9 protein-coding genes are annotated in these 16,804 nt (G+C 70.2%); 3 read left to right on the top strand and 6 right to left on the bottom strand.

What is annotated here, in order from left to right:
* Window positions 1–28: 28 nt before the first annotated feature.
* Window positions 29–1,438, bottom strand: a complete 1,410-nt coding sequence (locus EX20_RS19630) for an FAD-binding oxidoreductase (RefSeq protein WP_034194446.1) — start codon at window positions 1,436–1,438, stop codon at window positions 29–31.
* 140 nt (window positions 1,439–1,578) lie between these two features.
* Between EX20_RS19630 and EX20_RS19635 the strand changes: the two genes are divergently transcribed.
* Together EX20_RS19635 and hmpA are read left to right on the top strand one after the other, a co-directional pair.
* Window positions 1,579–2,130, top strand: a complete 552-nt coding sequence (locus EX20_RS19635; protein WP_011883333.1) for a cob(I)yrinic acid a,c-diamide adenosyltransferase — start codon at window positions 1,579–1,581, stop codon at window positions 2,128–2,130.
* A gap of 89 nt (window positions 2,131–2,219) precedes the next feature.
* Window positions 2,220–3,428 (top strand): NO-inducible flavohemoprotein, encoded by a 1,209-nt coding sequence (gene hmpA, locus EX20_RS19640; protein WP_034194447.1) that lies wholly within the window; start codon window positions 2,220–2,222, stop codon window positions 3,426–3,428.
* Window positions 3,429–3,554: 126 nt separating this feature from the next.
* On the opposite strand, the gene aroG is transcribed toward hmpA, so the two are convergent.
* The 4 genes from aroG to EX20_RS19660 form a co-directional block, all read right to left on the bottom strand.
* Window positions 3,555–4,628, bottom strand: coding sequence for a 3-deoxy-7-phosphoheptulonate synthase AroG (aroG, locus tag EX20_RS19645; protein WP_011883337.1), 1,074 nt, complete (start codon window positions 4,626–4,628; stop codon window positions 3,555–3,557).
* Between the two features lie 395 nt (window positions 4,629–5,023).
* A complete protein-coding gene (tldD, locus tag EX20_RS19650) occupies window positions 5,024–6,490 on the bottom strand; it encodes a metalloprotease TldD (protein ID WP_011883338.1) in 1,467 nt (488 codons plus the stop codon).
* A gap of 86 nt (window positions 6,491–6,576) precedes the next feature.
* Window positions 6,577–7,404 carry a carbon-nitrogen hydrolase family protein gene (locus EX20_RS19655; RefSeq protein ID WP_034194448.1) on the bottom strand — a complete coding sequence of 276 codons (828 nt, stop codon included), beginning with the start codon at window positions 7,402–7,404 and terminating at the stop codon, window positions 6,577–6,579.
* Window positions 7,405–7,455: 51 nt separating this feature from the next.
* The gene (locus tag EX20_RS19660; RefSeq protein WP_034194449.1) at window positions 7,456–11,667 is read right to left on the bottom strand and encodes a YhdP family phospholipid transporter; all 4,212 of its coding nucleotides are present in this window, start codon (window positions 11,665–11,667) and stop codon (window positions 7,456–7,458) included.
* A 234-nt stretch (window positions 11,668–11,901) separates the two neighbouring features.
* Here EX20_RS19660 and glnE point away from each other — a divergent pair, with 234 nt between their 5' ends.
* The gene (gene glnE / locus EX20_RS19665) at window positions 11,902–14,703 is read left to right on the top strand and encodes a bifunctional [glutamate--ammonia ligase]-adenylyl-L-tyrosine phosphorylase/[glutamate--ammonia-ligase] adenylyltransferase (RefSeq protein WP_034194464.1); all 2,802 of its coding nucleotides are present in this window, start codon (window positions 11,902–11,904) and stop codon (window positions 14,701–14,703) included.
* 449 nt (window positions 14,704–15,152) lie between these two features.
* On the opposite strand, the gene recN is transcribed toward glnE, so the two are convergent.
* Window positions 15,153–16,802, bottom strand: a complete 1,650-nt coding sequence (gene recN, locus EX20_RS19670) for a DNA repair protein RecN (protein WP_034194450.1) — start codon at window positions 16,800–16,802, stop codon at window positions 15,153–15,155.
* Window positions 16,803–16,804 lie beyond the last annotated feature (2 nt).

The raw sequence follows: 16,804 nt of genomic DNA on the forward strand, positions 1-16,804 counted from the left end.
TGAGCGCGCGCGGCCGCGCGCCGCCGTGTCAGCACGTGAAGATCTTGCCGGGATTCATCAGGTTGCGCGGATCGAGCGCGAGCTTGATCGCCCGCATCGCGTCGATCGCGTTCTCGCCGTGCTCCTTCGGCAGGAAGCGCATCTTGTGCAGGCCGACGCCGTGTTCGCCGGTGCAGGTGCCGCCCAGCCGCAGCGCGCGCTCGACGATCCGGTCGTTGATGCGTTCGGCTTCGTCGAGCTCGGCGGGCTTGTCGGGGTCGATCAGGATCGCGACGTGGAAATTGCCGTCGCCGACGTGGCCGACGATCGGGCAGGGCAGCGACGACGCGCGCAGGTCGGCTTCGGTTTCCTCGACGCAGGCGGCCAGCTGCGAGATCGGCACGCAGACGTCGGTCGTCACCGCGCGGCAGCCGGGCTTGAGCTGCAGCATCGCGAAGTACGCGTTGTGGCGCGCGGCCCACAGCCGCGTGCGGTCCTCGGGGCGCGTCGCCCATTCGAAGCCCTGGCCGTGGTTCTGGCCGGCGAGCGCCTGCACGAGCTCGGCCTGCTCCTTCACGCCGGCGTCGGTGCCGTGGAATTCGAAGAACAGCGTCGGCGCCTCGGCGAGCGTCAGGTTCGAATGGCGATTGATCGAGCGCACCGCCAGCGCGTCGACGAATTCGACGCGCGCGATCGGCACGCCGATCTGGATCGTCTCGATCACGGTGCGCACCGCGTCGCCCATCGTCGGGAACGCGCAGATCGCGGCCGACACCGCTTCGGGCAGCGGATGCAGGCGCAGCGTGATCTCGGTGATCACGCCGAGCGTGCCTTCCGAGCCGACGAACAGCCGCGTCAGATCGTAGCCGGCCGACGACTTGCGCGCGCGCGAGCCGGTCTTCACGACGCGGCCGTCGGCGAGCACGGCGCTCAGGCCGAGCACGTTCTCGCGCATCGTCCCGTAGCGCACGGCGTTGGTGCCCGAGGCGCGGGTCGCCGTCATGCCGCCGATGCTGGCGTCGGCGCCCGGATCGATCGGGAAGAACAGGCCGGTGTCGCGCAGCGCTTCGTTCAGCGCCTTGCGCGTGATGCCCGGTTCGACCGTCACGGTCAGGTCTTCCGCGTCGATCGACAGCACACGGTTCATCTCCGACAGATCGAGCGACACGCCGCCGCGCACCGCCAGCAGATGGCCTTCGAGCGACGAGCCGGCGCCGTACGGGATCAACGGGACGCTGTAGAGCGCGCACAGCGACACGACGGCGCGCACTTCGTCGGCGTTGTGCGCGAACACGACGGCGTCGGGCAGTTGCGGATCGAACGGGGATTCGTCGCGGCCGTGATGGGCGCGGACCGCGTCGGCGATCGACACGCGCTCGCCGAAGGTGGCGCGCAGCGCATCGAGCATCGCGGGAGGAAGCGGGCGGCGCGTGGCGGCCGGCGTGGCGGGGTGATTCACGAGCGTCTCCTGACGGCTGCTTGTCGAACTTTTGGGTCATTCTACGCCGCAACGTCCGCTGCGACCCGCCCCGCCGGCTGCGATAATCGCGTTCCTACACAACCGGGCCGCGTCGCGGCCGCGCACGAGAGGACATTCGCATGGGCAACCGCTTGAGCAAGATCGCCACGCGCACGGGCGACGACGGCACCACCGGCCTCGGCGACGGCCGGCGCATCGGCAAGGACGACGCGCGGATCGTCGCGATCGGCGACGTCGACGAACTGAACTCGAATCTCGGCGTGCTGCTCGCCGAGCCGCTGCCGGACGACGTGCGCACCGCGCTCGTGACGATCCAGCACGACCTGTTCGATCTGGGCGGCGAGCTGTGCATCCCCGGCCACACGGTACTCGACGACACGCATCTCGCGCGCCTCGACCGATGGCTGGCCGACTACAACGCGACGCTGCCGCCGCTGCGGGAATTCATCCTGCCGGCCGGCTCGCGCGCCGCGTCGCTCGCGCACGTGTGCCGCACCGTGTGCCGGCGCGCCGAGCGTTCGATCGTCGCGCTCGGCCGTGCCGACACGTTGAACGATGCGCCGCGGCGTTACGTGAACCGGCTGTCCGACCTGCTGTTCGTGCTCGCGCGCGTGCTGAACCGCGCCGGCGGCGGCTCGGACGTGCTGTGGGAGCGAGGGCGCGTGCGCTGAGCCGCGCGCCTTCCCGCGCTGCGACAATTTGCCCGAGGGGCCGCGATTTTTAAACATGTATCGTTTGAGCATGTTTAACGGAGAACGACATGACTGACATCACCGCCGACCAGATGGCTCGTGTGAAGGCCACTGCCCCCGTCCTGGCCGTGCACGGCGCGACGATCACGAAGCACTTCTACCAGCGCATGTTCACGCGCCATCCCGAGCTGAAGAACCTGTTCAACCAGACGCACCAGAAGACCGGCAGCCAGCCGGAGACGCTCGCGAAGGCCGTCTATGCGTATGCGGCGAACATCGACAACCTCGGCGCGCTCGGCGGAGCGGTGTCGCACATCGCGCACAAGCACGCGAGCCTGAACATCCGTCCGGAGCATTACCCGATCGTCGGCGAGAACCTGCTTGCATCGATCGTCGAAGTGCTCGGCGACGCGGTGGACGCGCAGACGCTCGAAGCCTGGCGCGTCGCGTACGGCCAGCTCGCGCAGATCCTGATCGGCGCCGAGGCCGACCTGTACGCGGGCGCCGCCTGGAGCGGCTTCCGTCCGTTCAAGGTGGCCCGCAAGGTGCGTGAAAGCGACGAGATCACGTCGTTCTACCTGACGCCGGCCGACGGCGGCGCGGCGCCGACCTTCGAGCCGGGCCAGTACGTCACGGTGAAGCGCTTCGTCGGCGACCTCGGCGTCGACCAGCCGCGCCAGTACAGCCTGTCCGACGCGCCGCACGGCAAGTGGCTGCGCATCTCGGTGAAGCGCGAGTCCGGCCAGGCCGAAGCGGTTCCGGCCGGCAAGGTTTCCACGCTGATGCACGACGGCGTGGAGGAGGGCGCGATCGTCGAGGTGACCGCGCCGATGGGCGAATTCTCGCTGAAGCGCGGCGTCGATACGCCGGTCGTGCTGATCTCCGGCGGTGTGGGCCTGACGCCGATGGTGTCGATGGCGTCGACGCTGGTGGCCGAAGGCAGCAAGCGCGACGTGCGGTTCGTCCACGCCTGCCGCTCGGGCGCGGTGCACGCGTTCCGCGACTGGCTGAACGATACGGTGCGCGAACACGCGAATTTCAAGCGCACGGTGCTGTACGAGCTGGTCGGCCCGAACGACCGCGCGGGCGTCGATCACGACCTCGAAGGGCGCCTGACGCCGGAGCGCGTGCAGCAGTATGTGCTGGTGCCGGATGCCGACTACTACATCTGCGGCCCGATCGCGTTCATGAAGGCGCAACGCGACGCGCTGGTCGCGCTCGGCGTCGCGCCGGAACGTATCAACACCGAGATCTTCGGCTCGGGCGCGCTCGAGTAACGACCGCTTGGCCGGTGGCGGCCGATGCAGCGACGCAACGACAAAGCCCGGCGCGAGCCGGGCTTGTCTTATTGGGGCATCGATCGGGCCGCGCGCGGCATGCGCCGGCCCGCGGCCCGCTGGCCGTCAGTTGCCGCTGCCGCGTGCGACGCGGCGCGCCTTCACCGCTTCCGCGAGCCCTTCGAGCACCTTCACGCTGTCGTCCCACGCGATGCATGCGTCGGTGATGCTCTGGCCGTAGGTCAGCGCGCAGCCTTCCTTCAGGTCCTGGCGCCCCTCGACGAGGTGCGACTCGATCATCACGCCGACGATCCGCTCGTCGCCGGCGGCGACCTGACGGCCGATGTCCGCGCACACCGGGATCTGGTTCTCGTGCTTCTTCGAGCTGTTCGCATGGCTCGCGTCGATCATCAGGCGCGCGGCGAGGCCGGCCTTGCCGATGTCCGCGCAGGCGGCGTTCACGCTGTCCGCGTCGTAGTTCGGCGTCTTGCCGCCGCGCAGGATCACGTGACAGTCTTCGTTGCCGGCCGTCGACACGATCGCCGAATGGCCGCCCTTGGTCACCGACAGGAAATGGTGCGGCTGCGACGCGGCCTTGATTGCGTCGACGGCGATCTTCACGTTGCCGTCGGTGCCGTTCTTGAAGCCGACCGGGCACGACAGCCCCGACGCGAGCTCGCGATGCACCTGCGACTCGGTCGTGCGCGCGCCGATCGCGCCCCACGAGATCAGGTCGGCGATGTACTGCGGGCTGATCATGTCGAGGTATTCGGTCGCGGCCGGCAGCCCCATTTCGTTGATCTGCAGCAGCAGCTCGCGCGCGGTGCGCAGCCCTTCGTTGATCTTGAAGCTGTTGTCGAGATGCGGATCGTTGATCAGCCCCTTCCAGCCGACCGTCGTGCGCGGCTTTTCGAAGTACACGCGCATCACGATTTCCAGCTCGCCCTTGAAGCGCTCCCGCTCCTTCACGAGCCGCCCCGCGTATTCGAGCGCCGCCTTCGTGTCGTGGATCGAGCACGGCCCGATCACGACGATCAGCCGGTCGTCCATCCCGTGCAGGATCCGGTGCATCGAACGGCGCGACTCGTAGATCAGCTCGGACGCGGCCTCGGAGCATGCGAATTCGCGGATCAGGTGGGCGGGCGGCGTCAGTTCCTTGAGTTCGCGGATGCGGACGTCGTCGGTGTTGTGCGGGGGCATGCTGGTTCTCCTGGTTTTACGGGCGCCGTTCGGTCAGAGCGCGTGCGGCAGATTCATCGATTCGGGTGATTCGGTCGGCGCCGGCCGGTGCGGCGGGATCCGCTGCGACGGCCGGTTGGCGAAGGGCGAAAAAAAACCGCCGGGTTCGCCGGCGGTTTTTCGGGAATTTCGGTTGCGCTTTACGCGCCATCAACCCTCTCGATCCGCCAGCGGTCTGAGATGCCAAAAAAAGTAAAAATAAAACTTGGCGGACATGACGGAGATTCGGTTCGTCGAAAAAGTCGATTCGCAATTTATACCCGGTCGCCGCGCAGCTGGCAACCGGGGGCAATCAAAAATGCGGACAATCCGCGTGGTTTCGTCAAAATGCGCGGATTGTCTGCGCGGCGATGCGGTTATGCCGTACCGCCGACGGTCATCTTGTCGATCCGCAGCGTCGGCTGGCCGACGCCGACCGGCACGCTCTGGCCTTCCTTGCCGCATACGCCGACGCCCGAGTCGAGCGACATGTCGTTGCCGATCATGCTCACGTACTTCAGCGATTCCGGGCCGCTGCCGATCAGCGTCGCGCCCTTCACCGGGTAGGTGACCTTGCCGTTCTCGATCATGTACGCCTCGGACGCCGAGAACACGAACTTGCCGTTCGTGATGTCGACCTGGCCGCCGCCGAAGTTCACCGCGTACAGGCCGTTCTTCACCGACGCGATGATTTCCTGCGGATCCTTGTCGCCGTTGAGCATGTACGTGTTGGTCATGCGCGGCATCGGCAGCGCGGCGTACGACTCGCGGCGCGCGTTGCCGGTCACGGGCATCTTCATCAGGCGCGCGTTCAGCGTGTCCTGGATGTAACCCTTGAGGATGCCGTCCTCGATCAGCGTCGTGCACTGCGTCGGGTTGCCTTCGTCGTCGATGTTCAGCGAGCCGCGGCGGTTCGGCAGCGTGCCGTCGTCGACCACCGTCACGCCCTTCGCGGCAACCTGCTCGCCGATCCGGCCCGCGAATGCCGACGAGCCCTTGCGGTTGAAGTCGCCCTCGAGGCCGTGGCCGATCGCCTCGTGCAGCAGCACGCCCGGCCAGCCCGGCCCGAGCACGACGGTCATCGCGCCGGCCGGCGCCGGGCGCGCGTCGAGGTTCACCAGCGCGGCGTGCACCGCGTCGTCGACGTAGCGCGACAGCACGTCGTCGGTGAAATAGGCGTAGTCGAAGCGCCCGCCGCCGCCGCCGGAGCCGATCTCGCGGCGGCCGTTCTGCTCGGCGATCACCGTGACGGACACGCGCACGAGCGGCCGGATGTCGGCCGCGAGCGCGCCGTCGCTGCGCGCGACCAGCACGACGTCGTATTCGCCGGCGAGGCCCGCCATCACCTGCGTGACGCGCGGGTCGCGCCCGCGCGCCATCTGCTCGATGCGCTCGAGCAGCTTGACCTTGGCGGTCGCGTCGAGCGACGCGAGCGGGTCGGACGGCAGGTACAGGTCGCGGCCGGTGATGCCTTTCAGCGACGTCGCCGCCTTGATCTTCTGGCGGCCGCCGCCCGCCGCCGCGATCGCCTTGGTGGCCGCGGCCGCCTGGGCGATGGCTTCCGGCGACAGGTCGTCCGAATAGGCGAACGCGGTGCGGTCGCCCGCCACCGCGCGCACGCCGACGCCCTGGTCGATGCTGAAGCTGCCCGACTTCACGATGCCTTCCTCGAGGCTCCACGCTTCGCTGCGGGTGGCCTGGAAGTACAGGTCCGCGTAGTCGACGCGATGCGTGAAGATGTCGGCGATCGTGCGCGTGAGCAGGCTCTCGTCGAGGCCGTACGGCGTGAGGAGGATGTCCTTCGCCAGCGCAAGATTGCGGATGCCGGGTTCGATGATGTTCATGCGGGTATCGAGGTTTCTCAAAAAGTTGTCGGGTGCGTTCTGGACAGATGGGTTGGCCGGGCGGCGTTTCAAGCGGCGGCGGCGCTTCAGGCCAGCACGCGATGCCGCCACGCGGGCAGGCTCTGGCGCACGTCGGCGATGCGCTGAGAGTCGAGCGCGCCGGCCACGACGCCTGCGCCTTCGTCGCGGACCGCGACGATTTCGCCCCACGGATCGATCAGCATGCTGTGGCCCCACGTGCGCCGGCCGTTCTCGTGCTTGCCGCCCTGCGCGGCGGCCAGCACGTAGCACTGGTTCTCGACGGCCCGCGCGCGCAGCAGCGTTTCCCAGTGCGCGCGGCCCGTCGTATACGTAAACGCCGACGGCACGACGAGCAGTGCGCAATCGCCCATCCGGCGGTACAGCTCGGGAAAGCGCAGATCGTAGCAGACCGACAGGCCGACCCGCCCGAACGGCGCGTCGAACGCGACGACCGTGTCGCCCGCGCGGATCGTGCGCGCCTCGTCGAACGATTCGTCGCCTTTCTCGAAGTTGAACAGGTGGATCTTGTCGTAGCGGGCGGCCTCGCGGCCGCTCGGGTCGAACACGAGCGTCGTGTTCAGCACGCGGTCGGGCTCCGGCGCCTGCAGCGGCAGCGTGCCGCCGATCACCCAGACGCGATGCCGCTGCGCGGCCTGCGCGAGGAACTGCTGGATCGGCCCGTCGCGATAGGGTTCGGCGAGCGCGAGCTTGTCGGTGTCGCGGTGGCCCATGAAGCAGAAATACTCGGGCAGCAGCACCAGTTGCGCGCCGTCTGCCGCCGCCTGCTCGATCAGGTGGCCGGCGTCGGCGAGATTGCGCGCGACGTCCGGCGTGCTCACCATCTGCAGCGCGGCAACCCGGAAGGGCGTGGCGGAACGGGTCGGATCGGTCATCGCAGGATCGCTGGCTTCGTAAAAGGGGTGCGGTCCGGCGGCCTGCACGCGTCAGTGGCTTGCCGCATCGGCCGGACCGTGATCCATCTTACCCTGATCGCCCCGCACCCGCTCGATGTGCGGATGCGCCCACGAGCCGGTGATCGCGTAGTCGAGCGCGAACGCGTGCGACAGCGTCTGCGACAGCGCGTAGTTCGCCGCCAGCACGCCGACGCCGAGCAGCGGATTGACGATCGCGGCCGCGATCGCCGCGGTGCCGGCGCCGATCTTCGGTGCGACGTGCGCGTGCAGGTCCTGCGTCTCTGTGGCCAGATCGACCGCGCCGCGCACGGTCACGTTCGCGGGCGCCGTCGTCATCGAGAAGTCGTCGGTGCGGGCGATCCCGTTCGAGATCCGGCTGGTGCCGGTGATCTTGTCGAACGGTAGCCCCTTGCCGATCACGTCGCGGAAGTTCAGCGTCAGGAACCGCGCGAGGCTCTGCAGGCTCAGCACGCCGAGCAGTTTCGCGGCGCCCGGATCGACCTTCAGGATCTGGCCGTGCTCGAAGTCGAGCGCGACCTGGCCGCCGAGCGACGGCACCTCGACGGCCGTCGGGCCGCCGCGCCAGCCCACCTTGCCGGTCACCGTGCCGTGGCCGTTCTCGAGCGTGCGCGGCAGGCCGACGAGGTCGAGCAGCGCGCCCGCGTTGCCGACGTCGAGCTTGAAGTCGAACACGCTGCGCCGCGGCGCGTCGTTGTCGTCCACGCCGCGGGCCAGCGCGCGGCGCGACGTGCGCCAGTTGCCGGTGGCCGTCAGCTTCGCGGCCGGATTGGCGAGCTCGAGCCGGTCGAGCTGCCACACCGGTACGCCGTCCTCGTCGATGTTGCGCGCGTTGACGACCAGCCGGCCGATGTCGTGATTGCGCGCGACGACCTGGTCGACGATCAGGTCCACCGACGGTATCGGCCGGTCGGTCGGCGTCGGCAGGTTCATCGCGCGGCCGACGAGGTCGTGCTCGGCGCTGTCGGGAATCACCAGCTTCGCGAGCCGTGCATTGAGCACGCCCGCGCCGTTGTGCCCGCCGCCCGGCGCCCACGACAGGTAGCCCGAGACCTGGTTCGACGCGATGTTCGCCTGCCACAGCTCGTCGACGTGCGACGCGCCGACGATCACGTTTTCCCAGTTGCGCTTGAGCAGCTTCAGCGTGCCGAAGTGGAGCGCGAAACGTTTCGGCGTGAAGCTGGCGACATCGATGCGCGACCGCGTCGGCGCCTCCGGCGGCGGCTCCGGCGTGCGCGGCGTGTCGGGCTTCAGCGTGTGCGCGAGCGCGAGCCACGCGTCGGCATCCAGCTCGTCGACGTCGACCGCCGCGCTCACGCCGTCCTGCGGCAGGTCGGGCATCCGGTGGATGCCCATCGCGCCGCGCAATGCGCGCAGCGGCTGGCCGCGCGTCGCGTCGAGCAGATAGGTGGCCGACACCGGGCCGAGCGTCAGGTCCGCGTGCTCGATGCGCTTGCCGCCGGCCGGCGTGGCCGGCTGCAGCGTGAAGCGGAACGGCATCGGCTCGCCGGCCGGTTTCGCGAACGGCGCCGGGAAGTTCAGCGCGACGCCCGTCAGGTCGGAGCGCGTGGTGATCTGCGGCAGGCTGCCCGGCGCGCCGCGCACGGCGACCTGGTACGGCGCGTCGCCGACCACGTGTTCGAGCAGCGCCGCGGCCGTGCCGCGCAGGTTCAGCCCGCGGGCGGCGTCGAGCGCGAGCTTGCCGTCGACGTCGACCGTGTACGGGCCGTGCGACTGGAAGCTGCCGTTCGCGTGCACCGGCCCGCCGAGGAAGCGCCCGGCCAGGTCGTGCAGCGACGCGCCGGCCTCCGTGAAACGCACGCTGCCGCGCAGCGCGGACAGCGGCGGCACGCCGTCGGTCGACAGCGTGTTGCCGCCGAACGCGAGCGCGCCTTCGACGTGCGTGTGCGGATGCGGCACGTGCTGCGGAATCGTGATCTTCAGCGCGAGCGACGCCGGGCCCTGCGCGTCGATGCGCTGGCCGATGTGGCCGCTCATCGTGCCGAGCGAGCTGTTGTCCGCGTAGTCGATCAGGTCGGCGAGCGGCCCGTGCGCGTGGCCGTCGATCACGAGCGGCGACTTCGACGGATTGCCGAGGTCGTCGATCCGGCCATTGACGTTCGTCAGCGCGACGCGCTTGTAGCGCGCGCGTGCGATGTCGAAGCGCAGCTTGTTCTGCGCGAGCTCGAACACGCCGTCGATCCCGTCGAGCGCCGGCCACACGCTCGGCGTGCCGTTCGCAAGCTTGCGCGGCGGGTAGGGCGTCGGCTCGAAGCGCCCGCCGGTGAACGGCGCGACGATGTGGAACACGCCGGCATCGGGCTCGTGTTCGAACGGGAATTTTTCGAGCGGGCCGCGCGCGACGATCGATGCGCCCTTGGTCACGCGACCGTCCTGCAGCGCATGCCCGAGATACGCGCGCAGCCGCTCCGACATGCCGGTCGGCAGGTAGCGCGGGATGCGCGCCACCGCCGCGCGGGCGAACTCGGCGCGCAGGTCGAGCGAGCCGCGGCCGTGGCCGGGGTTCGTGTACGTGCCCGATACGTCGATCTCGGCATCGGGATTCGCGACGTACAGGTCGGGCAACGTCACGTCGACGCGCGCGTGTTTCTCGCCCGGCGCCGGCGTGATCACCCATTTGGCGTTGCCGCGCAGCCGGTCGAAGGTCAGGCGCGGTTCGTCGAACTCGCCGGGCACCGTGACCGCCGCGTTCACCGTGTCGAAGTGCGCGGCGCCGCCCGTCTCGGTCGCGTCGACGCTGCCCCACAGGTTCTCGACGCCCGGCCAGCCGGCGCGCGGATGGCCGCGCGGCGACAGCCCGGGCGGCGGCTCCTGCGCGGCGAAGCTGATGCCTTGCAGATCGCCGAGGAAGCGGTAGCGGACGATCGGCGCGGCGCCGGTGCGGCGTTCCTCGTCGGCGAGCTCGGCCCGCGCGGGCTTCGCGCGTTCGACCTCGATGTGATAGTTCGACACCATGCCGTGCGGGTCGAGCTTGATCAGCTCGTTGCGCAGCCGCGCCGGCAGCGGGAGCCCGCGGATGAATTCGCTGAGGATGCCCAGATCGACGCGGTCGCCGGCGACGCTCAGCAACTGCCCCTGATCGGCGGTCGGCACGCGGTAGCGGGCGGTCAGCGTCGACAGCGCGAGCGAGCGCGCGAGCGGCGTGCCGTCGGGCAGCGGCGGCTGGCCGAGCTCGGCGTTGAAGCGCGTCAGGTGCAGCGTGTAGTCGCGGCCGGCGTCGAGCGCGATGTCCCAGCCGAATCCGACCGTCGGCACTTCCAGGCGCGGCTGGGTCGGCCGCACGCGCAGCACGACGTCGGCGCCCTGCAGGTCGCCGCCCGCGGAGCGCAGGTGGCCGTCCTGAAAGGTCGCCCAGATCGCGTTGTCGATCCGGCCCGCGTGGGCCGTGAACGGCAGGTCGAGGTAGCGGCCGAGCGTCTGCAGGTCGACCGGGCCGGTGGACAGGTACGCGTTGCCGGTCCAGTTGGTCGGCTTGCCGATCGGCGCGAGCGGCTTGTGCGTGAAGCGCGCGCGGAAGTCGAGCGGGCCGAGCAGCAGCGTGCCGTTGGCCGGCGCCTGCAGCGCGACCTTGTGCTCGCGGCCGTGGTTCAGCACGGCGAGGCGGATGCCCGACAGCGCGAGCTCCGGTGCGTCGTGCTGGGCGTCGCGCCAGCGCAGCGTGCCGTTGCGCAGCACGATCGCTTCCTGCTTCAGCAGCCAGGTGCCGAACGTGTCGTTGCCGCCGTGGGTGGTCGCGACGCCGATGCCCGCGACGCTCAGCGAACCGTCGGCCGCGCGCGCGACGACGAGATCCGGATGGTCGACGATCAGGCTGGACAGCGCGGGCGACAGCCGCAGCAGCGAGATCCACGACAGCGCGGCCGTCGCATGCGGCACCGACAGCGCGATGCGGCCGTCACGGCCGCGAACGGTGAGGTTCGTCACTTCGACGCCCGGCTGCATGCCCGACCAGTGCGGGGACAGCCTGCCGATCGAAAGCTGCGCGTGGAGCTTGTCGGACACGGCGCGCTCGATGCGCGGCCGGAATTCGTCGATGCGCGGCAGCACCACGTAGCGCAGCCCGAGGAATGCGCCGGACGCGACGAAGTACACGCCGATGCCGACTGCCAGCGTCACCCTGAACACGCGGCGCAGGACCGGATGATCGTGCTTCGGAGGTCCCGCTTCGGGCGCAGCTACGGCGGATTCCTGACGGTCGGACATGCGGCGGAGGGGCGGCGATATGGTAGTTTTGCAGATTGACGTTGAAATGTATCACAGGGGTTCGTGCCGGCGGCCGTTGCGCGCATGCGGCACGGGCTTTCCGGCGCGCGGTGTGGGCGGCGGCGCACGCGCGGCCGCTCACACCGCGCCGAGTCCAACGGTCTGTCGGCAGCGGCGCGCGCACGCGCGACCCGCGGCAACGGGCCTTACCGCCACGCCCGCTTTTCGATGACGATGACCGACGCTTCCGCCCTGATCAGCACGTCCTATTCCCGCTATCTCGCCCGCGCGGTCGCCGCGCGCCCCGCGCTGGCCGAGCTGATCGCCGCGTGGGCCGACGCGCCGCTCACGCGCGCGCGGCTCGACGCGCGCCTCACCGAGTTGCTCGCGGCGAGTTCCGGCGCGGCCGCGCCGGGCGACGACGAATTGAAGCGCGCGCTGCGGCAGTTGCGCGTCGAAGTGTTCGGCGCGGTGGCGGAGCGCGACCTGCGCGGCGTCGCGGACGTCGCCGAGGTCACCTCCGCGATGACCGACCTCGCCGAAGTGGCCGTGCAGCGCTCGCTCGCGCTGCTGTCCGCGGAGCTCGAGGCCACCTACGGCGAGCCGCGCGGCGCCGACGGCCAGCGCGTCGTGCTCGGCGTGGTCGGGATGGGCAAGCTCGGCGGCCGCGAGCTGAACGTGTCGTCGGACATCGACCTGATCTTCGTCTACGAGGACGACGGCGAGACGGCCGGCGGCACGCGCGCGCCGCTGTCCACGCAGGAGTACTTCACGCGGCTCGGCCGGCGCCTGATCGGCGTGCTGTCCGAGGTCACCGCCGACGGCTACGTGTTTCGCGTCGACATGCGGCTGCGTCCCAACGGCGATTCCGGGCCGCTCGTATGCAGCCTCGGGATGCTCGAGGAATACTTCTACGTGCAGGGGCGCGAATGGGAGCGCTATGCATGGATCAAGGGGCGGCTCGTGTCGGAAGGCGACAGCGACGCGGCGCGGCGGCTCGCATCGCAGCTCGAAGCAATCGTCAAGCCGTTCGTCTACCGCCGCTATCTCGATTTCGGCGTGATCGGCGCGATCCGGTCGCTGCATCAGCAGATCCGGCACGAGGCCGCGCGCCGCGCGTCGATGCGGCCCGACAAGGCCGACGACATCAAGCTCGGGCGCGGCGGCATCCGCGAGATCGAATTCAGCGCGCAGGTGTTCCAGCTGATCCGCGGCGGCCAGGACGCGGAGTTCCGCGTGCGGCCGACGCTCGCGGTGCTGCGCCATGCGCAGGCGCGCGGGCTGATCGGCGAGGACGTGCGCGAGCGGCTGACCGACGCGTACAACTTCCTGCGCACGCTCGAGCATCGGCTGCAGTATCGCGACGACGCGCAGACCCACGCGATGCCGGTCGATCCGGGCGAGCGGGCGGTGCTCGCCGCGTCGCTCGGTTTTGCCGACTACGCGGCGCTCACCGCCGCGCTCGATGCGCACCGGACCTTCGTCGAGGCGCAGTTCGATCAGATCTTCGCCGACAAGGGCAACGGCGGCGCGTGCGCGTCGGGCGAAGACGCTGCCGCCGCCTGGATATGGAGCGGCGCGCTCGCGGACGACGGCGACGACGAGACGCTGCTCGCGCGCCTCGTCGGCCTCGGCTTCGCCGATCCGGCCGCGGTGCTCGCCCGGCTGCGCGCGATCTGGCAGTCGTCGCGCTATGCCGGTCTGCCGGAAAAGAGCCGGCAGCGCTTCGACAGCGTCGCGCAGCGCGCGCTCGAGGCCGCGCCGCGGATCGACGCCGCGCGCCGCGACGAGACGGTCGTGCGATTGTTCGATCTGCTGGAGACGGTCAGCCGGCGCGGCGTTTATCTCGCGCTGCTCACCGAGTACCCGGCCGCGCTCGATCGCGTGCTGTCGGTGCTCGGCACGACGCGCTGGGGCGGCGGCTATCTGATTCGGCATCCGCAATTGCTCGACGAGCTGCTCGACGACGAGGCGATCGCGAGCCCGTTCGACTGGCCCGCGTTCAAGGACGCGCTGCGCGCGCGGCTCGCCGCCGCCGACGGCCCCGAGCAGCAGATGGACCTGCTGCGGCACGCACAGCATGCGGAGGTGTTCCGCATCCTGCTGATCGACCTGGCCGGCCAGCTGTCGGTCGAGCACGTGAGCGACCGGCTGTCCGAGCTCGCCGATGCAGTGCTCGACGTGACGATCGAGGTCGTCTGGTCGCAGCTCGCGAAACGCCATCGCGACGTGCCGAAGTTCGCGGTGATCGCATACGGCAAGCTCGGCGGCAAGGAGCTCGGCTATGCGTCGGATCTCGATCTGATCTTCCTGTACGACGACCCGGACGAGCGCTCGGCGGACGTCTATACGACGTTTACGCGGCGGCTCATCACGTGGCTCACCACCGCGACCGGCGCGGGCGCGCTGTTCGACATCGACCTGCGGCTGCGGCCGAACGGCGAGGCCGGGCTGCTCGTCACCGATCTCGATGCGTTCCGCCGTTACCAGCTGCGCGAAGGCGATGCGGCGAATACCGCGTGGGTCTGGGAGCACCAGGCGCTGACGCGCGCGCGGTACAGCGCCGGCGACGCGCAGATCGGCGCGGCCTTCGAGGCGATCCGCCAGCAGGTGCTGACGACGCCGCGCGATGCGGCCGTGCTCGCGCGGGAAATCGTCGACATGCGCGACAAGGTGTTCGCCGGTCACCCGAACCACAGCGAGCTGTTCGACCTGAAGCACGATCGGGGCGGGATGGTCGACATCGAGTTCATCGTCCAGTACTGGGTGCTGCTGCATGCGTCGAGCGATGCCGAGCTGATCCGCAACACCGGCAACATCGCGCTGCTGCGCGAAGTCGCGCGGTTCGGGCTGATGGAGGCGGACGAGGCGGAGTGCGTCGGCGCCGCGTACCGCAAATACCGGAAGCTGCAGCACAAGCTGCGGCTCGACGGGATGGAGAAGGCGCGCGTCGACCCGGCGGTCGTGGCCGAGGAGCGGGCGGCCGTTACGGCGCTGTGGGCGCGGGTGTTCGGGGCGGTTCGAACGGGTGTTTGAGAGCGGCGGGTGGGGTGGGTGTTTGAGGCGATGATGAGGTGGGGCGGGCGCGTCGTATCGCGCAGTCGGGCCGCCGGTGATGGCCGGCGCGTCCGTTCCGCGGTTGCTTGCGGGGATTCGGGCGGGTGAGGTCGGAGTGCGGCCCGGTGTAGTCCGGTGCTTCGTGGTGTGGACCGGCGCGGCTCGGTGTGGTGTAGCCCGGCGCGACTCGGTGTGGCACGGCGCGGCTCGGCACGGCTTCGGCACGGCTTCGGCACGGCTTCGGCACGGCTTCGGCACGGCTTCGGCACGGCTTCGGCACGGCACGGCACGACTCGGTGCGGCCCAGCACGGCTCGCAGTGGCCCAGCACGGCTCGGTGTGATCCGGCGCGACCCGATATAGCCCGGCATGCCCCGATCCGGCCCGGGGTGGTCCGCCTCCATCCGACCCGGCCGTCGGCCGGGCCGCTCAGGCCGCGAGCATTTCCTTCGCGTGCTTGCGCGTGGTCGCGGTGATCTCCAGCCCGCCGAGCATCCGCGCGACTTCCTCCACACGGCTCGCCTTGTCGAGCGCGATGACCGACGATACGGTGCCGCCGCGCTCGTCCGCGCCCTTCGCGACCTGGAAGTGATGGTCGCCGCGCGCCGCGACCTGCGGCAGGTGCGTCACGCACAGCACCTGGCGGTTGCGCCCCAACTGGTGCAGCAGGCGCCCGACTACCTCGGCGACGCCGCCGCCGATCCCGGTGTCGACCTCGTCGAAGATCAGCGTGGGCGTGGGGCTGGCCGCGCTGGCGATCACCGCGAGCGCGAGGCTGATCCGCGCGAGTTCACCGCCCGACGCGACTTTCGCGAGCGGCCGCAGCGGCACGCCGGGATGGCCGGCGACGCGGAATTCGACCTGTTCGAGCCCGTGCGGGCCGCCGTCGGCCAGCGGCACGAGCGCGACTTCGAAGCTGCCGCCGGCCATCGACAATTCCTGCATGCCGGCCGTGACCGCGGCGCCGAGCGCCTTCGCCGCCTGCGCGCGCGCCTTCGACAGCCGTTTCGCGTCGGCGAGATAGGCATCCCACGCCTTCGACTGCGCGGCTTCGAGCGCGCCGAGGTCGGCGGCCGCATCGAGCGCCGCGAGCTGCGCGCGGCGCGCCGCATGCTCCTCGTGCAGCGTGTCGGGCGGCAGTCGGAACTTTCGGGCGGTCGAGTGCAGCGCGTCGAGGCGCGCTTCGACCTGCGCGAGCCGGGCCGGATCGAGATCGAGCCGCTGCGCGTAGTGCGACAGCGAATAGACGGCTTCCTGCAACTGGATCTCGGCCGGTTCGAGCGACGCGAGCGCGTCGGCGAGCCCGCTGTCGTAGTCGGCCAGGCTGCGCAGCTTCGACACGATCGCGCCGAGTTGGGGCAGCATCGCGCCGTCGGCCTCCGACAGCGCGTTGAGCGCGCCCTGCACGCCGGCGATCAGGTTCGCCGAATGCGACAGGCGCTTGTGCTCGTGGCCCACTTCATCCCATTCGCCCGGTTGCGGCGCGAGCTTGTCGAGCTCGGCGAGCTGCCATGCGAGCTTTTCGCGTTCGAGCTGAAGCTCGCGCTCGTGCGCCTTTGCCGCGTCGATCGCCTGTGTCGCGTCGCGCCACACGCGCCATGCGCGCGCGACGTTGGCGGCATCGGCGGCCAAGCCCGCGTGCGTGTCGAACAGCTCGCGTTGCGCGTCGGGCCGCATCAGCAACTGGTGCGCATGCTGGCCGTGGATGTCGACCAGCATCTCGCCGAGCTCGCGCAGTTGGGCAAGCGTGGCGCTGGTGCCGTTGATGAACGCGCGCGAGCGGCCGTTCGCGTCGATCACGCGACGCAGCATCACGGTGTCCTCGGCATCGAACGCGTGCTCGTCGAGCCAGCGCGCGACGCGGTCGTGCGGCGTGAACTCGGCGGTGATGTCGGCGCGGCCGCAGCCGGCGCGCACGACGCTCGCGTCGGCGCGCTCGCCGAGGGCGAGCGCCAGCGCGTCGATCAGGATCGACTTGCCGGCGCCGGTTTCGCCGGAAAAGACGGTGAAGCCGCCGTCGAATTCGAGATCGAGCGCGGCGACGATGACGAAGTCGCGTATCGAGAGGTGGCGCAGCATGG

This window comes from Burkholderia sp. WP42, from assembly GCF_000745665.1.
GTDB lineage: Bacteria > Pseudomonadota > Gammaproteobacteria > Burkholderiales > Burkholderiaceae > Burkholderia > Burkholderia vietnamiensis.